Genomic DNA, 17,171 nt, shown 5'->3' on the forward strand with positions numbered 1-17,171 from the left:
GCCCCGCCCCCGGTGGACCGGGGGCGGGGCCCTGTGCTCTTCGGGCTATTCCTGGACGGTGCGGCGGCGCCGCATCCACCACATCAGGGCCGCGCCCGTGGCGGCGATCGCCGCGGCGATGCCGGAGATCAGGCCGATCGGGGTGTCCGATCCGGTGTCGGCGAGGTCGCCGTCCGGGTCCGGCCGGTTCGCCGGAGGCGTGGCGCCTCCGCTGCCGCCGGTGCCACCGTCGCCCGGCTTGGTCGGGTCCGGGCCCGGCGACGTGGGCGGATCGGTCGGCGTCGGGGTCGGCGTCGGGTCGGGCTTGCCGTCATCCGTCAGGCCGGCGCCGTTGCCGCCCAGGAACGCGGTGTCGCTGTCGCGGGCGGAGGTCTCCGTACGGACGGAGTCCTTCGTCGTGCGGGGCAGTTCACGGTGCTGGGCGGTGAACTCGACGCCGGTGACGTTCCGCTTCGGGGCCTTGGCGAAGTCGACGCCTCCGACGAAGAACGTGTAGATCCGGCCGTCACCGAGGGGCCATTCATAGGTGAAGTCGCCCTTGGTGAAGGACTTCACCATCTCCTTCCACACGGTCCGCTTGTCCCAGTCGGCGTTCTCACCGCGCAGCGGCCACCGCTTCAGGTTGTTGCTGTCGATGATGGGGCGGAAGTCGGTGGCCTTCTTCGCGTCCCGCTGGCGGATCCACTCGGCCGCGACGCGGGACTTGTAGACACGGCGCAGGTCGGCGTACTTGGGCTCGGTGTTGATCTGCTTCTCGACGTGCGGGACGAGGTAGCGGGTGATCAGCCGGTGGCTGCGCTCCTTCTCCTCCTTGCTGAGCTTCTTCGAGCAGTCCTCCCCCTGCACGGGGGTGTCGAAGTCCATCGCCGCGTGGTTGACCTCCAGCGGGGCGTCGAGGATGTAGATCCCGCCGTCCTGCTCGCGGACCTTCGCCCGGCCGGGAACGATCCAGTTGCGTCCCGATCCCCAGCACGGCACCCCGTCGACCTTGGGTGCGGCGTTCATGAACTCCTTGCCGGGGGACTTCTTGGGGTCCATGGCGCGGGAGAAGTCCCGCTTCATCTCCATGTCGGCCACGAGGAGGACACGGCCGGCGTCGGTTTCGCCGAACGCCTTGTCCATGATGGTGTCGGGCTGGTCGGGGTTGAGGTTCACCCACTGCCGGTCCGGGGTGAGCGCCAGCCACGTGAACAGGGCGTCGGAGGCCAGTTCGAGCTTCGCCTGTCCGCCCCAGCCCGGGTTCTCGTCCTCGTCAGGCATGAGGTCGGCCTTCATGGAGTAGTCCAGGGCCTTGCCCTTGACCGGGTTGCCGACGTACTGGAGCTCCAGGGTGGAGAAGTCCACTCCGCCCGGGCCCCGGCCGAGCGCGGACTGGCCGTTGTTCGCCAGGTACTGGTTCTGCAACTGCCTGGCCTGGGCCGGGTTCTGGCCCGAACCGTAGGCCATCGAGGCGCCCGGGCCCTGGGTGCCGCGGTTCGGCAGCGGGTTGAAGACGTTGTACGTCTTCGTGTACTTCGTCTGCGGCCACAGGCCCTTCGCGGTCGCCCGGCGCTCCGCGATCCGGATCGGGTTGTTCCCCGTCCCCCGCTCCGCCCGCAGCTTGGCGTTCTCGGCCTTGTAGTCGCGGGTGGTGGCCCCGTTCGGCTTCTCCGACGTGAACATCGTCAGCCGGTGCCGGGTGAAGTCGTGCTTCGCGTCCTTGTGCCGCAGGATGATCCTGTCGGCGCGGAGCTGGGCCGGCTTGCGCTTCCCGTCGGACTTGAACTCCCCCAGCTCACCGGTGCGCTGGTTGTAGGAGTCGTACCGCCGGGAGGCGATCTTCTTGCCGTCCTTGTCGAAGATCTCGATCGTGACCTCGCACAGCCAGTCGGGGCCGACCATGTTGAAGTCCTGAACCGCCTTGACCTCGAACGTGCCCCCCTTCTGCTTGCTGTGCTGCGCGCTGATCAGGTTGACCTTCCACTTGCCGAACGGCCTGGGGCTGTTCGACTCGTTCTGGTGCCGCTTGTAGCGGGAGTAGATCGCCTTGCGCATGTCCTCCGGGTCTTTGGAGGCCGCGAACGCCTTGTCCCACTTGTCGATGTCCGCGCGGCTGCCGGTGACCTGCCCCAGCTCGGCCGCAGTGGGCGCGGGAACGTTCTCGAAGCCCTTGAACGCGTTGTTGTAGTAGAACTCTTCGTCCGGGCCCGACTTCGTCCAGTGGTGCTGCCCCGTCGGCGCACCCGAGTTGTTCGGCGTACGCGGGACGGTCTTCTTCAGATGCATCTGATCGCACCGCTTGCCGCCGGTGATCTTCGCGTAGTCCCCCGGCGCGGCCGACGCCACGGACGGCAGGCCGACCAGCAGCACCGCCGCCGAGGAGACGACCGCCAGCGCGGCAGAGAGGCGCCTTTTCAGGCGCCTTCGTATGGATGTGCTCACGTAGTGTCCCTGGTCGTGGGGGCCACGGGACTCAAGACTGCGAGGGCAGGCCGGACAAGGGGCCCCCGTATCGTGCCCGTTCCCGCCGACCCACCACACTAGGTGGCGTCAACTCCCCATGTGCAATGGGTTGTTGACGTGTCGTGTGATGACTCCGCGAAGATCCTGAGCGGGTGGCAGGGCGGTTCGGTAGGTTCGGGCCATGACCACACCCCCCTCCGACTACGACTCCACCCGCCACCCCGACCTCCTGGTATGGCTCACCGAACGGCAGGACGCCTTCGAAAGCTGGGCCCAGGAAGCCGGCGGCGTCGACCGGTTCGACTTCTCCGACGCCTCGCTCGATGCCCTGGAAGACCTCGTCGAGGAGAGGTTCGCCGAGTCGGAGGAGGTCACCGCAGAGCGCCGCTCCCCCTTCGTCCAGGGTGCCGTGTGGTACATCGGCGAGACCCTGCGCCGACGGCGCGAGGGCTGGGTGTGGAAGTTCGAGCCGGACGTCACCTTCGGCCTGCTCCCGGCGTTCTATCCGGCGGTCCCGGACCCCGCGTACCTGGACACCCCCTGCGTCGGCGCACCCGACGCCAAGCCCGGCGAACACTGGTACCCCCTGAACACGCTGCGCCGGCTCCTCGCCACCGAGGACGAGTTCGACAACCCGATCGACGAACGGCTCGTCGGCATGATCGAAGGCTGGTACGACGAAGACGACGAGGACGACGAGGACGACGAGTAGCGGGCGACTGCGCAGCGATCCGGGTGTACTTCCGCCGACGGCCTTGAGCCGTCAGCTTCTCTTGAAGAACTCGACCTCCGACAGGGCGATATGGCGGCCCTCGGTCAAGCCTGCCGCTTCGGTGAGGATGAGTTGGACCGAGACCACGTCGCTGTGGCCCGTCTGGATCGTCTGAGGGCCCGGTTTGTCCGCGAGGGTGATCGTCTTCTTCTTCGTCGTTCCGTCCGACGCCGTGATCAGCAGGTCCGCCTTGATCGGGCGGGCCTGGTTGCGGTGCGCCTCCGGTTTCTTCGAGACGCCCGTGTGGACCACCACGTCCACCAGGCGGAACGGAGAGCGGAACGTGAAGGTCAGCGCGTCGCCGACCGCGGGCGCGCCCCAGTACGTGTTGGTCAGGCCGTCCGTCGCCAGCGCAGGCCCGTGCTTCGGGACCGACGCCGTCGCCTCGACCGAGGCCGGCGTGATGTGCGTCGCCTTCGCGAGCTTGTCCCGTACGTCCTCGTACAGCCAGCGGCCCGCCGGGATCAGGAAGTAGCCCCCCACCAGGAGGCCCAGCACCACGACCGCTGTCACCGTTCGGCGTGCCCACTGGCCCGAGCCCGAGCGCACCCGGCGGCGGAACGGCCACACCGTCCGCCACCACGGCAGCGGCGCCGCCTTCGCCGTCGCCCGCAGCGGGGTCGCACAGCGGCGGCAGAAACGGCGGTCCGAGGCGTTCGGCGTTCCGCACGACGGGCACGGGGGGCCCACCTGCTCCGCCTGTGCCGCAGTGGGACGTACCTTCGGGCGCTGCGCGATCGGCTTCGCCGGCTTCACCGCCCCTACCTGAGACTCCGCCGCGGGAGTCGGTGGCAGCGTGGGAGTGGGCGTGGGGACGGGCGTGGGCGTGGAGGTGGGGGTCCTCGTGGGGATCGGTGGCGGCGTGACGGTGTTCGTGGGGCTGTGTGTGGGCCTCGGTGGGGTGGTCGGGGCGGGGCGGGGCGGGGGTGCCTGGCGCTCCTTGGGGGTTTCCTCCTCCTCTTCCGTCGGAGAATCCGTACGGGAGTCCGTCCCCGCCTGGAGGTCCGTCGGGAGGTCCGTCGGGAAGCCCGTCGAGAGGTTCGTCGGGAGGTCCGCCTGCAGGTCCGTCGGGAGGTCCGCCTGGATGTTCGTCGGGAGGTCCACCGGCACGTCCTGCTGGAAGCCCCTCAGCAGACCCCTCAGGAATCCTGGCTGAGCCTCCTCCGGGAGTTCCGGTGCGAGTGACGGCGGCATCGCCGCCAGGGGTGCCGACGGGAGATCCGGGGGCGTCAAAGGGAGTTGGGGGGCCTCGGGCTCGTCCCGCTCCTCCTCCTTCTTCCTCTCCTCTTTCCTCTCCTCCTGCGACCAGCCCAGGTATCCCCCGCAGTTGCCGCAGAAGTCGTCCGTCTCGCCGTTCGCCGTTCCGCAGTCCGGGCATGAGCGCATGGCCTCAGCTACCTCCGTCTTCCGGTGGGCCGGTGAGGATCTCCACCCGGCATGTCAGGTGGACCGGGCACGACGCCGCGATCACGTCCAGGACCTGGCGCTCGTTCACCGTCGGGGTGCGGACCGGCCAGACCAGGACCAGGAGTTCGCCCGGTGGTGCCGGGGGCAGTTCCGAGTCGGGCGTCGTCGACCAGGTGGCGCCGCCTCCGTCGACGATCCGTGCCTCCACCCCGAGGCAGAGGCGCAGGCTCTCCACCAGGCCGCGGCGCGTGCCGCGGCGGCGGTGGAGGTCCATCGCCCGGGCCACGACCTGCCGGGAGAGTTCCTCCGGCCACTCCTCGTCCAGCTCCACGCCCAGCCAGGTCGCGAGCCACCGCAGGAAGTCCGGGGGTGTGAGCGCCGGATCGAAGTACGCGGGGAGGTTGTCCAGCGTGGACAGCACCGGGGCGAGGACCGTGTCGAGGCCCGTCGTGAAGCGCTGGGCGAAGTCGTCGTCCGCGTACAGGGCCGGAAGCAGGCCGCCGATCGGGTGGCGGCTCGGCAGGCCGGGGACCGCTGCTCTGGTCATGTCGCGCCGCCCAGGTCCCCGGGGGCCACGACCACCTGGTGCTGGTACGAGAAGACCAGGGCGTTGCGGGCCACGTCGATCCGTTCGACCGGGGCTCCGCGGCGGCCGGTCACCGGGTCGGCGGGGAAGAGGCGGACCTCCTCCACCAGGGCGTTCCTGGACGCCCGTTGGAGGACCGCGAACACCTCTCCGTACTGGACGGGGCGGCCGAACGGCCAGCCCTTGCCGTCGGCTCCGCCGTGCAGCGGGTTGAAGTGCCGGAACAGCGCGGCGAGCGCGTCCTCCCGTACCCGGTCCACGTCCTGCGGGTCCGCGATCAGGCGCGCCACCACCGTGATCCCCTGGTACGCGGGGGGCTCCACCACCAGGCGCGTGCCGACCAGGCGGCGTTCGTCCAGGCGGGCCGTGATCGCCGACAGGACCTGCTCGGAGGGGATCAGCTGTTCGAACCGGAGCCGGTCGTCCCCCTCGTCGGCGACCGCGTCCGGGACGATCAGTACCCGTACCGCCCCGCCCTCCCCCGCCACGGCCGGGAGACAGCGCACCCGTCGCACCGAGGGCGCCGCCTCGCGGGCGATGAACTCGTAGTCCTGGGCCGTGACCGCCCTGTCCCGGATCCGCAGCACGTGCGGCGCCCGCACCTTGGCGTTGTCGACGGTCTCGCCGTCCACCCCGCCGCGGGCCGCCTCGCGGTTCTCCACCCGGGCGACGTACGGTACGGAGCTGCGCAGGACCGAGATCGCGCCGCGCGCCACGTTGCCGCCCGCGCCCCCTCCCGTACGGTGACGCGGGACCCGGATCTGGGCTCCCTGGTCGGGGACCGCCCCGTAGGTGCGTATCGTGCCGTCGGGCTCGCGCAGCGCGGGCGGGAAGGTGAACTCGCCGTTCGTGGCGTCCACGACCACGTGCCGGTCGGTGGGCGAGGAGTCGCCGAAGTGGTCGACCGCCGTCCAGGTCTGCCAGCCGTCCGCCGAGGACACCTCGACCACCACCGGTCCGCCGTCGAGCAGCAGCGGCGGCCGTGGCAGCCGGAACCGCTGGCCCGCCACGCCGTCGGAGGTGCCGAGCAGGGTGTCGTACACCGCCTCCGCGTGCTCGACCGTCATCGTGCCGCCCACCGTGAAGATCTCCGCCTCGCGGATCGTCGGCGACTCGGAGTAGAACGGCTGGCCCGCCTCGGGCGCGGTCACGCGGCAGCGCAGCCAGCCGGCGCGCGTGCCCGCGACCACCGACGCGGTGTGCCCCGCCGGTACGAACACGATGACCTCGCCCGGCCTGTTGAGCCCGCCCGTCGTGTCCGAGCCCGTCTCGCAGACCACCCACCGGGCGCCGTCCCAGGCCTCCCACGCGAGGGGCGGCTGCCGCGGGTCGACGCCGACGCCCTCGACCCGGCTGTCGAGCCTGACGGCGACGATGCAGCGCGGCACGGCCATCGGCAGGCCGAACAGCAGGGCGTCACCGGGGGCCGGGGCCGCCTGGAAGCACGGGATGTCGCGGCCCTCGCCGAGCGCCGTCGTCCGGTCCGTCTGCTCGCCGCCCGCCGGGGCGGTCACCAGGCGGGTGAGGGAGCTGGGCACGATCGGCAGGTCGGCGGCGGTGCCGAACACCACCGCGTCCTCGGTCTCGCTCCGTACGGTCGCCACCTCGACGCCCGCCCGCAGCATCACCGTGTCGGGCTGGGGCGCGGAGAGCCAGAAGTCGACGTCCGCCGTCGCCGCCGTCGGGGGGAACAGCCGTACGCCCAGCAGGTCGAGGAACGCGGCGTAGTTCTTCTCCGGCACCCGGTTCAGCCGGTAGAGCAGCTGGTCGACCATGTAGGCGAAGGTCTCGATGAGCGTGACGCCCGGGTCGGACACGTTGTGGTCGGTCCACTCCGGCGCCGCCTGCTGCACGTACCGCTTCGCCTCGTCGACGAGCTGCTGGAAACGCCGGTCGTCCAGGTTCGGTGAGGGCAGAGCCATCAGCGTCCTCCCGCCTCGTCGGAGCCCTCGTGGGAGGGGATGGAGTAGAACGGGAAGACCAGGTTCCGCAGGTCGTTGGTGGAGCGCACCGTGTACCGGACGTCGATGTAGAAGATGCCGTCGTCCACCGCGTCGAAGGCGACCACCACGTCGTCGACCTCGATCCGCGGCTCCCAGCGCTCCAGCGCCGTCCGCACCTCGTGGCCGATCCGGCCCGCCGTCTCGCCGTCCCCGGGCGCGAAGACGTACTCGTGGATCCCGCAGCCGAACTCGGGGCGCATCGGGCGCTCGCCCGGCGCCGTACCGAGGACGAGACGGATCGCCTCCTCGATCTCCCGGTCGCGCTCCACCATGCCGATCCCGCCGGTGGGGCTCACCCGGAGCGGGAAGCCCCAGCCCCGGCCGATGAACCGCTCGCTCACACCGGCCCCCCGATGAGCACGTTGAACGCGCCGGCCACGATCTGCGCCCCGCAGCTCGTCTGGTCCCGTACGCAGGCGGCGGGCAGACCGCCGATCAGTACGGGGCCGGTCACGGCGGCGCGCGGGTTCGGCATGATCACGTTGCCCGGGCCGAGGTAGGCGTGCGGCACGCACGCGTGCAGGCTTCCTGTCACCGCGGCCGGCTTGCCGCCGATGAGCACGGTGGGGACCAGGACGGCGCCGGGCGGCGGGGTGCCGATGACACCGCCGTGGGCCGTGGGGTCTCCGACGCGGGCTGCGGGAGGCATTCTCTTTCTCCTTGCTGATGATGACGGGGTGGGAGGTGGGATGGGGTGGGGCGGGTGGGATGGGGTGGGGCGGGTGGGATGGGTGGGGTGGGGCGTGGGGGGGGATCAGTTGAGGCGGATCATCCGTGCCTTGATCGTCGCCAGCAGCCCGCCGTCCACCGTCACCCCCGTCTTGCCGTTGATGTTCACCGTCCGGCCGTTCAGGTCGAGCGTCCCCGTCCCCGCGTCGAGCGTGATGCCCTTCGGGGTCAGCGTCACCGAGCTCAGCGCCCGTCTGCCGCCCGGGCCGAACACCGTCAGTTCGAGCCGGTTGCGGCGCTCGTCGAGCTTCACCTCCAGCCGCTTGTTCCCACTGGCCAGGCGCACCCCGGACGTGCCGCGCGGAGTGTCGAGCAGTTCCAGGCGGTGGCCCGAGCGGGACACCAGGGAGCGGCGCTGGACCTTGCCGCTGGTCCTGTCGACCAGCGGGACGTCGTGCGGTGACGGCTTGTCCACGCCGTTGTAGAGGCCGCCGAGCACGTACGGGCTGTCGAGCAGCCCCTGTTCGAAGCCGACGAGCACCTCGTCGTTGACCTCCGGGCTGAAGACCCCTCCCCCGCCCTGGCCGCCCCACTGGACGGTCCGTACCCAGTCCGTCACGTACGTGGCGTCGAGCCAGGGGAACTTCAGCTTCACCCAGCCGCGCTGGCCGCCGCCCGTCTCGCGGATGTCGGTGACCACGCCGATCGCCAGACCGGGCATGCGCGAGCCTCGCGCGGGCGCGTTCCCGCCCGTGGCGAGGCCGGTGAGGGAGCGGTCGGGCGAGGAGCTGACGACGATCGTCGTACGGTAGCCGCCCTGCGGCTCCAGGACGTGGTGGGCGGCGGTGGCCGTGTACCGGCCGGAGAACGCGGGGCCGACGTTGCCGAGGGCGACCGGCTTGCCCGCCCGCAGCTTGGGGTTCCCCTCGGCGACCGCCTCGATCTCGCCGAACCCGGCGCTCACCGACGCGGCCACCGAGCCGGCCACGGCCGTCGTCTCGGCCTGCGAACGGTACGGGGTGTCGGTGACGGTGACCTTCGCGGACGCGCCGAACGCGGACGCCACCGACGGGTTGAGGCCCGGGGTGACGGTGGTGCTGCGGACGGCGGGCCGGGTGGCGACCAGCGGGGTCTTGGTGGTCACGTTCCAGCCGCGCACCTCCACGTTGCCCGCCCCGTCGGCGCCCGTCAGGACCGCCCGCAGGGCCAGCAGGTTCCGGCCGTACTCCAGGACCAGCGGGCTGCGGGTCGCCGGGGTGGACGGGGCCGGCGCGGACGCGGCGGGCGTCGGCTTCACGAACTGGAGCAGGCCCTTCTCGTCGACCCGCACATGGGCACCGCTCTCCCCCGCCAGGTACTGGAGGAAATCCCAGTCGGAGACGTTGGGCTGGGAGAGCTGCTGATGGGTGACCGGAGCCGCCTCGATCTTTCCGCAGGCCAGACCCGCGCCGGCGGCGACCTTGCGGACGATGTCCGCCGTCGTCATGTTGCGGTACGCGACGACCTTGCGGCCGCGCTGGAGGCGGTGCGCCTTGGAGTACGCCCGGATCACCGTGAACGATCCCGTGGTGTCGGTGTCCAGTTCGACGGCCGTCACCTCGCCCGTGAACAGGCGCTCTCTGGCCTGGCCCGTGACGGTCACCACGGAGATCTTCAGCGGCGTGCCGATGGTGATGCCGGTGGCGGTGAGCAGTTCGTGGTTCGGGTCGCGGTAGGTCAGCAGCGCGGTGTCCGGCAGTCCGACGTTCTCGTCGACCACACAGCTGACCAGCTGCGCGACCCAGGCGGGCGGCAGTTCGGCGGGGGCCTCGACGATCGGGTCGGCCGCGAACGACCTGCCGCCCCGCGACTCGCCGGCAGCGCTCATCGGTCCTCCTCGGCTGTTCCGTCGGCGCCGGGCACGACGAGTTCGGTACCGGGCACGAGCACCATCGGGTCGTCGATGGCGTTGGCCTCGGCGATGACGCGCCAGGCGGTGGCGTCCCCGTACTCGCGCCAGGCCAGCAGCGGCAGGCTGTCGCCCGCGACGACCCGGTGCGTACGGCGTGCCTCGCGCGAGCCCGACGTCGGGTTCTGGCCCGGCGGGTCGACGCTCGCCTCCTCGATCGACAGCGAGCAGGTGGCGCGCAGAGGCTTACCGTCGACGTCGAACAGGGTGTAGTCGACGGAGAAGTTGGACAGCACGCCGTCGAACGAGGTGGTCTTCGAGGTTCCCCATTCGAACCGCACCCAGGGGCTGGCCGGTGTCTTGCGGGCCAGGCTGGCCTTGGTGGGCACACAGGCCGTCATCATCTGCTGCACGGCCTGTTCGACGGAGTTGTCGTGCTTGGCCGTCGCGTCGAGGAAGACCTCCAGGGAGAGCGAACGCGGTCCGCTGCCGACGAATTCGGGCAGGGCCGACTGGCCCGCCATCCGGGACGGGGTGCGCCGCCACTCGGTGGACTTGCTCATGCTCAGCGTCGACGGGTTGAACTGGAGCTTCACGCGGGCCAGGGTGCCGCCGGGCTTGGCGCCGACCTTCGCGGGCGGCTCCATGATCGTCAGCTGGGCCCGTGCGCGGCTCGATCGGGCGGGTGCCATCGCGGACGTACCTCCTCTCCGTGGGTGTGGCCGGGTCGGCCGGGTCTCAGGACGGGCGCAGGCCCTCGTGGGCGATCTCCAGGGTCTCGATCGCGGCCTGGGAGTTCGCCGGGTCGAACGACGGGCCCTGCCAGCGCACCGGGACGATGCCGAGCACCTGCCAGCTGACGATGCGGCTGAGATCGGGCCTGAGCGCGACGATCTCCCCGTCCTTGGGCTCGACCCGCTCGATGATCTCGTCGAGCCAGCGGGCGATCTTGGCGGTGTCCGCGGTGACGGGCCGGGTCAGGGTGATGTTGGACCAGGTGATGCGGCCGGGGAGCTGCCAGGCGAACCCGTTGTTGCCGCCCTCCGCGTACTGGTGCATCTCCACTTCCGCGCCGAGGCCGGAGCAGGTGTGGAAGGCACCGAGGTCGTTGCCGCCGATCGCGAGCCGGAAGAACACGCTCGTCGCGACGATGCTGTCCGTCATCTCTCTCCTTGGCCCGTGGGCCCGTTCTGTGTGCCGGTCTGTGTGCCGGTTGCTTGCCGGTGTGCTTGCCGGACTGTTCGCCGGTTGCTTGCCGGTCTGTGTGCCGGTCTGGGTCTGGGTGGCGGCGGGGGTGAGCGGCCGGGGTCAGCGGCGGCTGTCGTACGGACGTCCCGTGCGCTCCCGCCCTCGGCGCATCTCGGCCCGGAGCAGCCGGGCCACCGGGTCGATCAGCTGCCTGGCCAGCTCCTCGATCTCGGGCCCTCGCGGGTTGGAGGCCGGAGTGGACTTGGCCGCGGCTGCCGGGGGCGCCGGGGACGTCGGTTCGGTGGCCGACGGGGGCGTGGCGGGCGTGGCGCGGGTCACCGGGGTCACCGGGACGCCGCCGAGCCCTTCCTGCGCCATGCGCTGGACGGCCCTGGCCTGAAGCCGGTTGGCGGCCGGCGCTTTCACGACAGGGGGCGGGGACGGCTCGGCCCCGAGTCCCGGTCCGGCGCCTCTTGTGAACGGCATCGGCAGCGGGGAGGCGGTCCGCTGCACGGAGGCTGGGGCGGAGGCGGAGTGGCCGGGCGTCGGGTCGAGACGTACGCGCGGGACGACAGGGGGAGCGTCGGCGGCGCGCACGGGGGCGGGGGTGGGAGTGGGGGCGGGGGCGGGAGTGGGGACGGGGGCGGTGGTGGCGCGTTGGACCGGGGCGGTGGTGGTGGCGGTGCGGAGTTCGGGCGCGGCTCCGCCGGACCCGACCTGGCGGGCGGGGTGGCCGGTCCGTGGCCTCCGATCCGCTGCCCGCTGCCCGGAAGCAGGGGCGGGCGCGGGCTCGCGGCGCCACGTGGCGGCCACGACCGGGCGGCTGGCGGCGCCGGCCGCCTGAGCGGGAGCGGGCTGCGCCGAGAACCCCTCGGGCACGCCCGTACTGACGACGAGAGGACGCTCGGGGAGTAGCCGGCGCGAGCGCTGGACGGCGGTGGCGGCGGCGGTGATCAGCCCGGCCGCCGGTCGGGTGGGGGCGCCCCCGGAGGGCGGGTTGGACCCCGCCGGGCCCGCCGCCCTCTCGACGGCGCGGGCCACCGGGACCAGCGGGAGCGGAGGGCGCGGCTGAGCCGAAGGTGTCTGCGACGGGCCGGAGGCGACCGCCGGGGCACCGCCCGGGTTCACCGCGTCACGCTGTACGGAAGTGCGGCCCGTGGGCGCGGCCGGTCGCCGCTCGCGGCCGCCGAGCAGGGGCGCCGCAGGCGTGGCCGTCGGCGGGAGTTCCCGCAGCGGGGCGCCGAGACCGGAACGCGTCGTGGGCCCGGGACCGGTCGTCGCGTCGGCCTCGGTCATGCGTCGCATGACGGGCAGCGGCGGCGCCTCGCTCGTCGGTGCGGGGGCCGGGGTCGTCGTGTTCGTGGGGTCCATACGCCGTGCCGTGACCGGGAGTTCGGAGAGCGGTGCGCCCAGGCCGGGTCGGGCGGCGGGCGTACGGGGGCTCCGGTCCGCCCTCGCGGGCGGTGCCGACTCCGGCTCGGGTGCCGGGGCGCGCGGCGGTACCGCGGCGAGCACGCGCGGTGCGACCGCCGGGCGCCTGGCCACGACCAACGACGCGCCGACCGGGCGTGGCCGAACCGGTGCCGGCCGGGTCCGCCGGGGGGTGGTGGCGGACGGCCGGCCCGTAGGGGTGCCCGCAGGGTCGCCGGACGCGTCCGGGCGCGACCCGACGACGGGCAGGGTGGTGGGTCCGTTCGCATCGGGCGTGCCCGTCGCGGCCGGCGCCGTACGCCGGAGGATCGTGGGCATACCACTGCCGGTGCCGAGGGTGTGGGCCGTGGTCGAGGTGTGGGGAGGAGCCACGTCTCGGCCAGGTCCGGCCGGACTGTCGGGCGTAGCCGAGTCGCCGCGCGTGGCCGGCCCGCTGGGCGCGGTCGAGTCGTTGTGCGTACCCGATCTGTTGGACACGGACGAGTCGCCGCGGTTGCCCGAACCGCTGGGCGCAGTCGGGTTCTTCGGCGTCACCGAAGCACGCGGAGTGACGATTCCGGCGTTCCTGGGCGCCCCGGACGTCGTCGCGTGGGTGGTGGGGGCCGCTCCCGTAGCGGGCTCGGCGCCCGTGCGCCGGGAGACGACCAGCGGGTCGGTCGACGCCGCCGTCGAACCGCCTCCGGTCGCGTCCGGCGTCCGGCGCGACACCATCAGCGCGTCGGAGGCGCCGGGGTCCGCGCCCAGCACCGGCGCGGTGCCGGCAGTCCCGCTCTCCGGGACCGACGCCGTCCGCCGGGGGGCGGCGGACGACGTCGGGGTTCCGGGCGCCGCGTCCGCGGCCGGGTCGGCCTCCGTACGCCGGGACGCCGGCAGGGCATCGGAGGCCCCGGAGCCCGCACCCGGCACAGGCGCGATGCGCGCGGGCCCGCCTTCCGACCCTCCCTCGGGGACCGACGCCGTCCGCCCGGGGGTGGCGGACGACGTCGGGGTTCCGGGTGCCGCGCCCGTGCTCCGGGACACGACCAGCGGGTCGGTCGACGCCGTCGTCGAACCGCTTCCGGGCGCGTCCGGCGTCCGGCGCGACACCGTCAAGGCGTCGGAGGTGCCGGAGTCCGCGCCCAGTACAGGCGCGGTGGCCGCCGGTCCGCCCTCCGCCGCACGCTCGGAGGCCGAGGCCCCGGCCGTAGCTGAAGTGCTGCCCGTGCGCCGGGACACCACCAACGGGTCGGTACCCGCCGTGGTCGCACCGCTTCCGGCCGCCTCCGTCGTACGACGGGACACCGTCGGCGCAGCCGGGGCGCCCGAGTCCGCATCCCGCACCGGCGTGGTGGCCGTGGGCCCGCCCTCGAGGACCGACGCCGTCCGCCGGGGGGCGGCGGACGACGCCGGAGTTCCAGGCGCCGCGCCCGTCCCCGTGCTCCGGGACACGACCAACGGGTCGGTCGCCGCAGTCGTCGCGGCGGAATCCGCACCCCGTTCGGGAGCCGACCGCGTCGGGGCTCCAGGCGCCGCGTTCGTCCCCGTGCTCCGCGGTGTGACGGTTCGCCGCTGAACCGGGTGCTCGGGGCCCTGGGCCGACACCGCCGGCCCCGGCTCTCCCTGAGTCTCGGCGTCCGGTTCCCGCACGGCGCGCAGCAGAAGCGGGCCGCCGCCCTCGACCGTCGGCGTACGCGGCCCCCGGGCGGGGCGGGCGACGCCGTGGATCAGGCCGGCGGGCGCGGACGGCATGAGGCCGTGGCCGAGCTCCGAGGTGAGTGTGGGGTTCTGCCAGGCGGCGAGGCCCGAGCGGAAGCGCAGTCCGTCGCTGACGGCCGGCGTCGAGCGCGCGATGGTGACCGACGGCGGGGCGACCTCGCGCCAGCCCCCGTCCCAGTCCGGGCGCCCGGCCGGACCCTCGGGCGCGGCAGCCGTGGCAGCCGATGCGGGTGTGACCGTCGGCGCGTCCGTGGCGCCCGGCCCCGCCGTGGTGGCCGATGCGGGCGTGGCCGGCGGCTGTGCGCCGCCCCGTCGGAACCTGTCCCAGAACCCCATGCCCTCACCTCACCCGCCTTCGTTCACCCGTGTGTTGATCCGCGCTATCTCCCTCACCCACTGCTGACGCTCGGCGTGGGTGAGGTCGAGGATGTCCTCGCGCTGCCAGTGGAAGTGATAGGCGACGTACGCGATCTCCTCCCGCAGCCGGGGAAGGGCGTACGTCACGATTCCCCCAGGCGCCCGCCCGAGAGGTCCACCTCGAAGTCGCCCTGGCAGTGGGGGCAGGTCACCGCGGCGTGCGTGTGCCCCTCGCTGTTGATGCGCCGGTAGAAGTCCTGGAGGAAGGCGACGTCGGTCGCGTACATCCGCTCGACGACTCCGGCGTGGACGTCGGTGATCGTGCCGAGCGTGGTGATCACCTGGCTGAGCAGGACCACACTCAGGTACGCCGGGTTCTCCTTCACCCGCAGGTCGATCTGCGGACGCAGCTCGTCCCGGGCGGTCGCGAGCCGCATGGTGCCGGTGCGGTGGACCGTGCCCTCGTCGTCGACGTACCCGCGCGGAAGCTCGAAGGTGAACTCGGTCTGGAGCTGTTCGCGTTGCCGCGCCGCCGGCGGGGGCGGGGCCGCCGCCGGGGCCGGGGCGGCCGCCGGAGTGGCGGCCGCCGCGCGCTCGGCGGACGAGGCGGCTTCGAGGAGTTCTTCGAGGCCGCCCGAGGTGACCGTCCTGCGCCTCATTCGATCACGATCTCCTCGAAGGTGATGGTCACCGTCTCGGTGGCGGCGCTGGACTCGCCGGCCTTGAGCGAGGGCCCTTCCCACTTGCTCGCCCAGCCCTGCATGAGCTGGATGCGGCGGACGGTCTCGCCGGCGGCGTCCTTGACCTCGATCGTGAGGTTCTGGCGGGCCGAGTCGACCGCGCCGTTCTCCAGCGTCTCCTTGACCCACTTGGTGAACTCGGTGCTCTTGTCCATGCCGCGGGTGATCGTCACCTCGCCGGCCTGGCGCGCGCCCGGCTGCTTGCGGATGAGCAGCTTGCCGTCGGGGGTCACCTGACGGACCTCGACCACGTCCTCCTCGTAGGACAGGCCGCTGATCTCCTGGATCGACTCGACCATGTAGCCGCCCAGCTGCACGCCGAAGACATGAGTGGAAAGAGCGTCGCCCTCTGCCATGACTGCTTTCACCTTTTCTTGTTACTCGTTGACGAGGCTGGTGCTGTCGGAGAACTGCGAGAGCCGGAAGATCACGAACTCGGCGGGCTTGACGGGTGCGACGCCGATCTCGCACACCACCTGACCGAGGTCGACGGACTCCTGCGGGTTGTTCTCGCGGTCGCACTTGACGTAGAACGCCTCGGCCGCCGTGCGTCCGAAGAGCGCGCCGCGGCGCCATTCCTCGGTGAGGAAGGCGGTGACGTTCCGCCGGATGCTCGCCCACAGCCGGTCGTCGTTCGGCTCGAAGACCACCCACTGGGTGCCCAGGAGGATGGACTCCTCCAGGTAGTTGAAGAGCCGGCGGACGTTGAGGTAGCGCCAGGCCGGGTCCGAGGAGAGGGTGCGGGCGCCCCAGATGCGGATGCCCCGCCCCGGGAAGGCGCGCACGCAGTTGACGCCGATCGGGTTGAGCAGGTCCTGCTCGCCCTTGGTGAGCCGGACGTCCAGGTCGACGGCGCCGCGGATGACCTCGTTCGCCGGGGCCTTGTGCACCCCGCGCTCGCCGTCGCTGCGTGCCCAGACGCCGGCGACGTGGCCGCTCGGCGGCACGGTCGTGTTGCGGCCGGTGGCCGGGTCGAAGACCGAGATCCAGGGGTAGTACAGGGTGGCGTAGCGGGAGTCGTAGCCGGCCTCGTCCTGGCGCCAGGTACGGATCTGCTGCGCGTTCATGCTCGGCGGGGAGTCCAGGACCGCGACGCGGTCGCCCATCTGCTCGCAGTGGGAGATGACCGCGAGCTGGACGGTCCTGACGCCCTCGGCGTCGATCTCGCCGCGCTGGTGGGCGCCCATGAGGTCCGGTACGGCGACCATGGTGATCTCGTCGATGGCCTCGAGGCCGGCGAAGCCGGTGCGGGCGGAGGAGTCGCCGACGTACTCGGTGGGGTCGATCCGCGCGACGCCGCCCTGAGCCGAGGCCGCCGGGGTGGCGGCGGGGGCGGCCGCCAGGGTGACGGTCTGCTTCTCGGGGCGGGTCTGCGCCGTGCCGGGCTGCTCGGCGACCTCGATGAGCTTCGACTCGCGTACCTGGTTGAGCAGGTAGCCCTTGACGTTCTTGCGGACGGAGGCGTCGTACGTCTCCACCACCTTGCCGCCCTGGCGGACCAGCAGCTTGAACTTGTCCTCCGGCGGGTTCTCGCCGTCGGCGTCGGCGATCTCGACGGAGACGTCGGCTCCGGCGCCGGGGCGGGTCGAGAGCAGGAAACCGCCGAGCGCGGTGGGCCGGGGCGCCTGGAGGGCGGCGGGGCGGCCGTCGTCGGCCTGGTCGGACGCCGGGCCGCCGACGCGGACGATGTACGCCGTGCCGCCGCCGTTGGCGAAGTAGCCGTAGACGGCGTGGGCGAGGTAGGTGCCGGTCGTGAAGCCGCCGAACGTCTGGACGTACTGGTCCCAGTTGGTCACCAGCGTCGGCCGGTGGAAGGGCCCCTGCTCAGCGAAGCCGACGAAGGCGGCAACCGCGGTGCCCACTCCCTCGATCGGCCGCGCACCGGACTGCACCTCCTCCACATACACGCCCGGGGTGAGGTACGACGGCATACTCGCTCCTTGAAGTGGCCACTGGGTCACCACCGAGTCTCACCGCCACGACGTGCCCGGTC

General features: G+C 72.5%; 16 protein-coding genes. 2 read left to right on the forward strand and 14 right to left on the reverse strand.

Going from position 1 to position 17,171, the window contains the following annotated elements; genetic code table 11:
- Positions 1 to 45: 45 nt before the first annotated feature.
- Entirely contained in the window at positions 46 to 2,421 is a 2,376-nt protein-coding gene (locus tag ACF1G2_RS13720; RefSeq protein ID WP_391798430.1) for a hypothetical protein, read from the reverse strand.
- 202 nt (positions 2,422 to 2,623) lie between these two features.
- Here ACF1G2_RS13720 and ACF1G2_RS13725 point away from each other — a divergent pair, with 202 nt between their 5' ends.
- The gene (locus ACF1G2_RS13725; RefSeq protein ID WP_391798431.1) at positions 2,624 to 3,154 is read left to right on the forward strand and encodes a hypothetical protein; all 531 of its coding nucleotides are present in this window, start codon (positions 2,624 to 2,626) and stop codon (positions 3,152 to 3,154) included.
- Between the two features lie 51 nt (positions 3,155 to 3,205).
- Here the strand turns inward: ACF1G2_RS13725 and ACF1G2_RS13730 are convergent, their stop codons facing one another.
- From ACF1G2_RS13730 to ACF1G2_RS13770, 9 genes are all read right to left on the reverse strand, one after another.
- Positions 3,206 to 4,600: an NADase-type glycan-binding domain-containing protein gene (locus ACF1G2_RS13730; protein WP_391798432.1), complete on the reverse strand. Its 1,395-nt coding sequence runs from the start codon at positions 4,598 to 4,600 to the stop codon at positions 3,206 to 3,208.
- Positions 4,601 to 4,604: 4 nt separating this feature from the next.
- On the reverse strand, positions 4,605 to 5,168 hold the full coding sequence (locus ACF1G2_RS13735; RefSeq protein ID WP_391798433.1) for a phage tail protein I: 564 nt from the start codon (positions 5,166 to 5,168) through the stop codon (positions 4,605 to 4,607).
- Positions 5,165 to 7,129, reverse strand: a complete 1,965-nt coding sequence (locus ACF1G2_RS13740) for a putative baseplate assembly protein (RefSeq protein ID WP_391798434.1) — start codon at positions 7,127 to 7,129, stop codon at positions 5,165 to 5,167. Before ACF1G2_RS13740 ends, ACF1G2_RS13735 begins: the two co-directional genes overlap by 4 nt.
- A complete protein-coding gene (locus ACF1G2_RS13745; protein WP_352189000.1) occupies positions 7,129 to 7,551 on the reverse strand; it encodes a GPW/gp25 family protein in 423 nt (140 codons plus the stop codon). Before ACF1G2_RS13745 ends, ACF1G2_RS13740 begins: the two co-directional genes overlap by 1 nt.
- Positions 7,548 to 7,859 carry a PAAR domain-containing protein gene (locus tag ACF1G2_RS13750; RefSeq protein WP_391798435.1) on the reverse strand — a complete coding sequence of 104 codons (312 nt, stop codon included), beginning with the start codon at positions 7,857 to 7,859 and terminating at the stop codon, positions 7,548 to 7,550. The genes ACF1G2_RS13745 and ACF1G2_RS13750 overlap by 4 nt, the downstream gene beginning before the upstream one ends.
- A gap of 105 nt (positions 7,860 to 7,964) precedes the next feature.
- Positions 7,965 to 9,746: a VgrG-related protein gene (locus ACF1G2_RS13755; RefSeq protein WP_391798436.1), complete on the reverse strand. Its 1,782-nt coding sequence runs from the start codon at positions 9,744 to 9,746 to the stop codon at positions 7,965 to 7,967.
- Complete coding sequence (locus ACF1G2_RS13760; RefSeq protein WP_391798437.1) at positions 9,743 to 10,459, reverse strand: LysM peptidoglycan-binding domain-containing protein; 717 nt, start codon at positions 10,457 to 10,459, stop codon at positions 9,743 to 9,745. Before ACF1G2_RS13760 ends, ACF1G2_RS13755 begins: the two co-directional genes overlap by 4 nt.
- 46 nt (positions 10,460 to 10,505) lie before the next feature.
- Positions 10,506 to 10,931 (reverse strand): phage tail protein, encoded by a 426-nt coding sequence (locus ACF1G2_RS13765; protein WP_383177814.1) that lies wholly within the window; start codon positions 10,929 to 10,931, stop codon positions 10,506 to 10,508.
- Between the two features lie 144 nt (positions 10,932 to 11,075).
- A complete protein-coding gene (locus ACF1G2_RS13770; RefSeq protein WP_391798438.1) occupies positions 11,076 to 12,326 on the reverse strand; it encodes a hypothetical protein in 1,251 nt (416 codons plus the stop codon).
- Positions 12,327 to 12,696: 370 nt separating this feature from the next.
- On the opposite strand from ACF1G2_RS13770, the gene ACF1G2_RS13775 reads away from it, so the two are divergent.
- Positions 12,697 to 13,938 (forward strand): hypothetical protein, encoded by a 1,242-nt coding sequence (locus ACF1G2_RS13775; protein ID WP_391798439.1) that lies wholly within the window; start codon positions 12,697 to 12,699, stop codon positions 13,936 to 13,938.
- Between the two features lie 488 nt (positions 13,939 to 14,426).
- Here ACF1G2_RS13775 and ACF1G2_RS13780 read toward each other — a convergent pair whose 3' ends face one another.
- From ACF1G2_RS13780 to ACF1G2_RS13795, 4 genes are read right to left on the reverse strand one after another with little or no spacing between them, the layout of a single operon-like run.
- Complete coding sequence (locus ACF1G2_RS13780) at positions 14,427 to 14,585, reverse strand: DUF6760 family protein (protein ID WP_018492281.1); 159 nt, start codon at positions 14,583 to 14,585, stop codon at positions 14,427 to 14,429.
- Positions 14,582 to 15,097, reverse strand: a complete 516-nt coding sequence (locus ACF1G2_RS13785) for a hypothetical protein (protein WP_391798440.1) — start codon at positions 15,095 to 15,097, stop codon at positions 14,582 to 14,584. The genes ACF1G2_RS13780 and ACF1G2_RS13785 overlap by 4 nt, the downstream gene beginning before the upstream one ends.
- Entirely contained in the window at positions 15,094 to 15,534 is a 441-nt protein-coding gene (locus ACF1G2_RS13790; RefSeq protein ID WP_352189007.1) for a phage tail protein, read from the reverse strand. Before ACF1G2_RS13790 ends, ACF1G2_RS13785 begins: the two co-directional genes overlap by 4 nt.
- Before the next feature lie 21 nt (positions 15,535 to 15,555).
- Entirely contained in the window at positions 15,556 to 17,109 is a 1,554-nt protein-coding gene (locus ACF1G2_RS13795; protein WP_391798441.1) for a phage tail sheath family protein, read from the reverse strand.
- Between the last annotated feature and the right edge of the window lie 62 nt (positions 17,110 to 17,171).

The organism is Streptomyces sp. NPDC013457, assembly GCF_043089925.1.
In the GTDB taxonomy this organism is placed as follows: domain Bacteria; phylum Actinomycetota; class Actinomycetes; order Streptomycetales; family Streptomycetaceae; genus Streptomyces.

What these genes read in the sequence shown, in the direction of transcription:
- ACF1G2_RS13725 (WP_391798431.1), top strand. Translation starts at nt 2,624, where the DNA reads ATGACCACACCCCCCTCCGACTACGACTCCACCCGCCACCCCGACCTC.
- ACF1G2_RS13730 (WP_391798432.1), bottom strand. Translation starts at nt 4,600, where the DNA reads ATGCGCTCATGCCCGGACTGCGGAACGGCGAACGGCGAGACGGACGAC.
- ACF1G2_RS13735 (WP_391798433.1), bottom strand. Translation starts at nt 5,168, where the DNA reads ATGACCAGAGCAGCGGTCCCCGGCCTGCCGAGCCGCCACCCGATCGGC.
- ACF1G2_RS13740 (WP_391798434.1), bottom strand. Translation starts at nt 7,129, where the DNA reads ATGGCTCTGCCCTCACCGAACCTGGACGACCGGCGTTTCCAGCAGCTC.
- ACF1G2_RS13750 (WP_391798435.1), bottom strand. Translation starts at nt 7,859, where the DNA reads ATGCCTCCCGCAGCCCGCGTCGGAGACCCCACGGCCCACGGCGGTGTC.
- ACF1G2_RS13755 (WP_391798436.1), bottom strand. Translation starts at nt 9,746, where the DNA reads ATGAGCGCTGCCGGCGAGTCGCGGGGCGGCAGGTCGTTCGCGGCCGAC.
- ACF1G2_RS13760 (WP_391798437.1), bottom strand. Translation starts at nt 10,459, where the DNA reads ATGGCACCCGCCCGATCGAGCCGCGCACGGGCCCAGCTGACGATCATG.
- ACF1G2_RS13765 (WP_383177814.1), bottom strand. Translation starts at nt 10,931, where the DNA reads ATGACGGACAGCATCGTCGCGACGAGCGTGTTCTTCCGGCTCGCGATC.
- ACF1G2_RS13770 (WP_391798438.1), bottom strand. Translation starts at nt 12,326, where the DNA reads ATGGACCCCACGAACACGACGACCCCGGCCCCCGCACCGACGAGCGAG.
- ACF1G2_RS13785 (WP_391798440.1), bottom strand. Translation starts at nt 15,097, where the DNA reads ATGAGGCGCAGGACGGTCACCTCGGGCGGCCTCGAAGAACTCCTCGAA.
- ACF1G2_RS13790 (WP_352189007.1), bottom strand. Translation starts at nt 15,534, where the DNA reads ATGGCAGAGGGCGACGCTCTTTCCACTCATGTCTTCGGCGTGCAGCTG.
- ACF1G2_RS13795 (WP_391798441.1), bottom strand. Translation starts at nt 17,109, where the DNA reads ATGCCGTCGTACCTCACCCCGGGCGTGTATGTGGAGGAGGTGCAGTCC.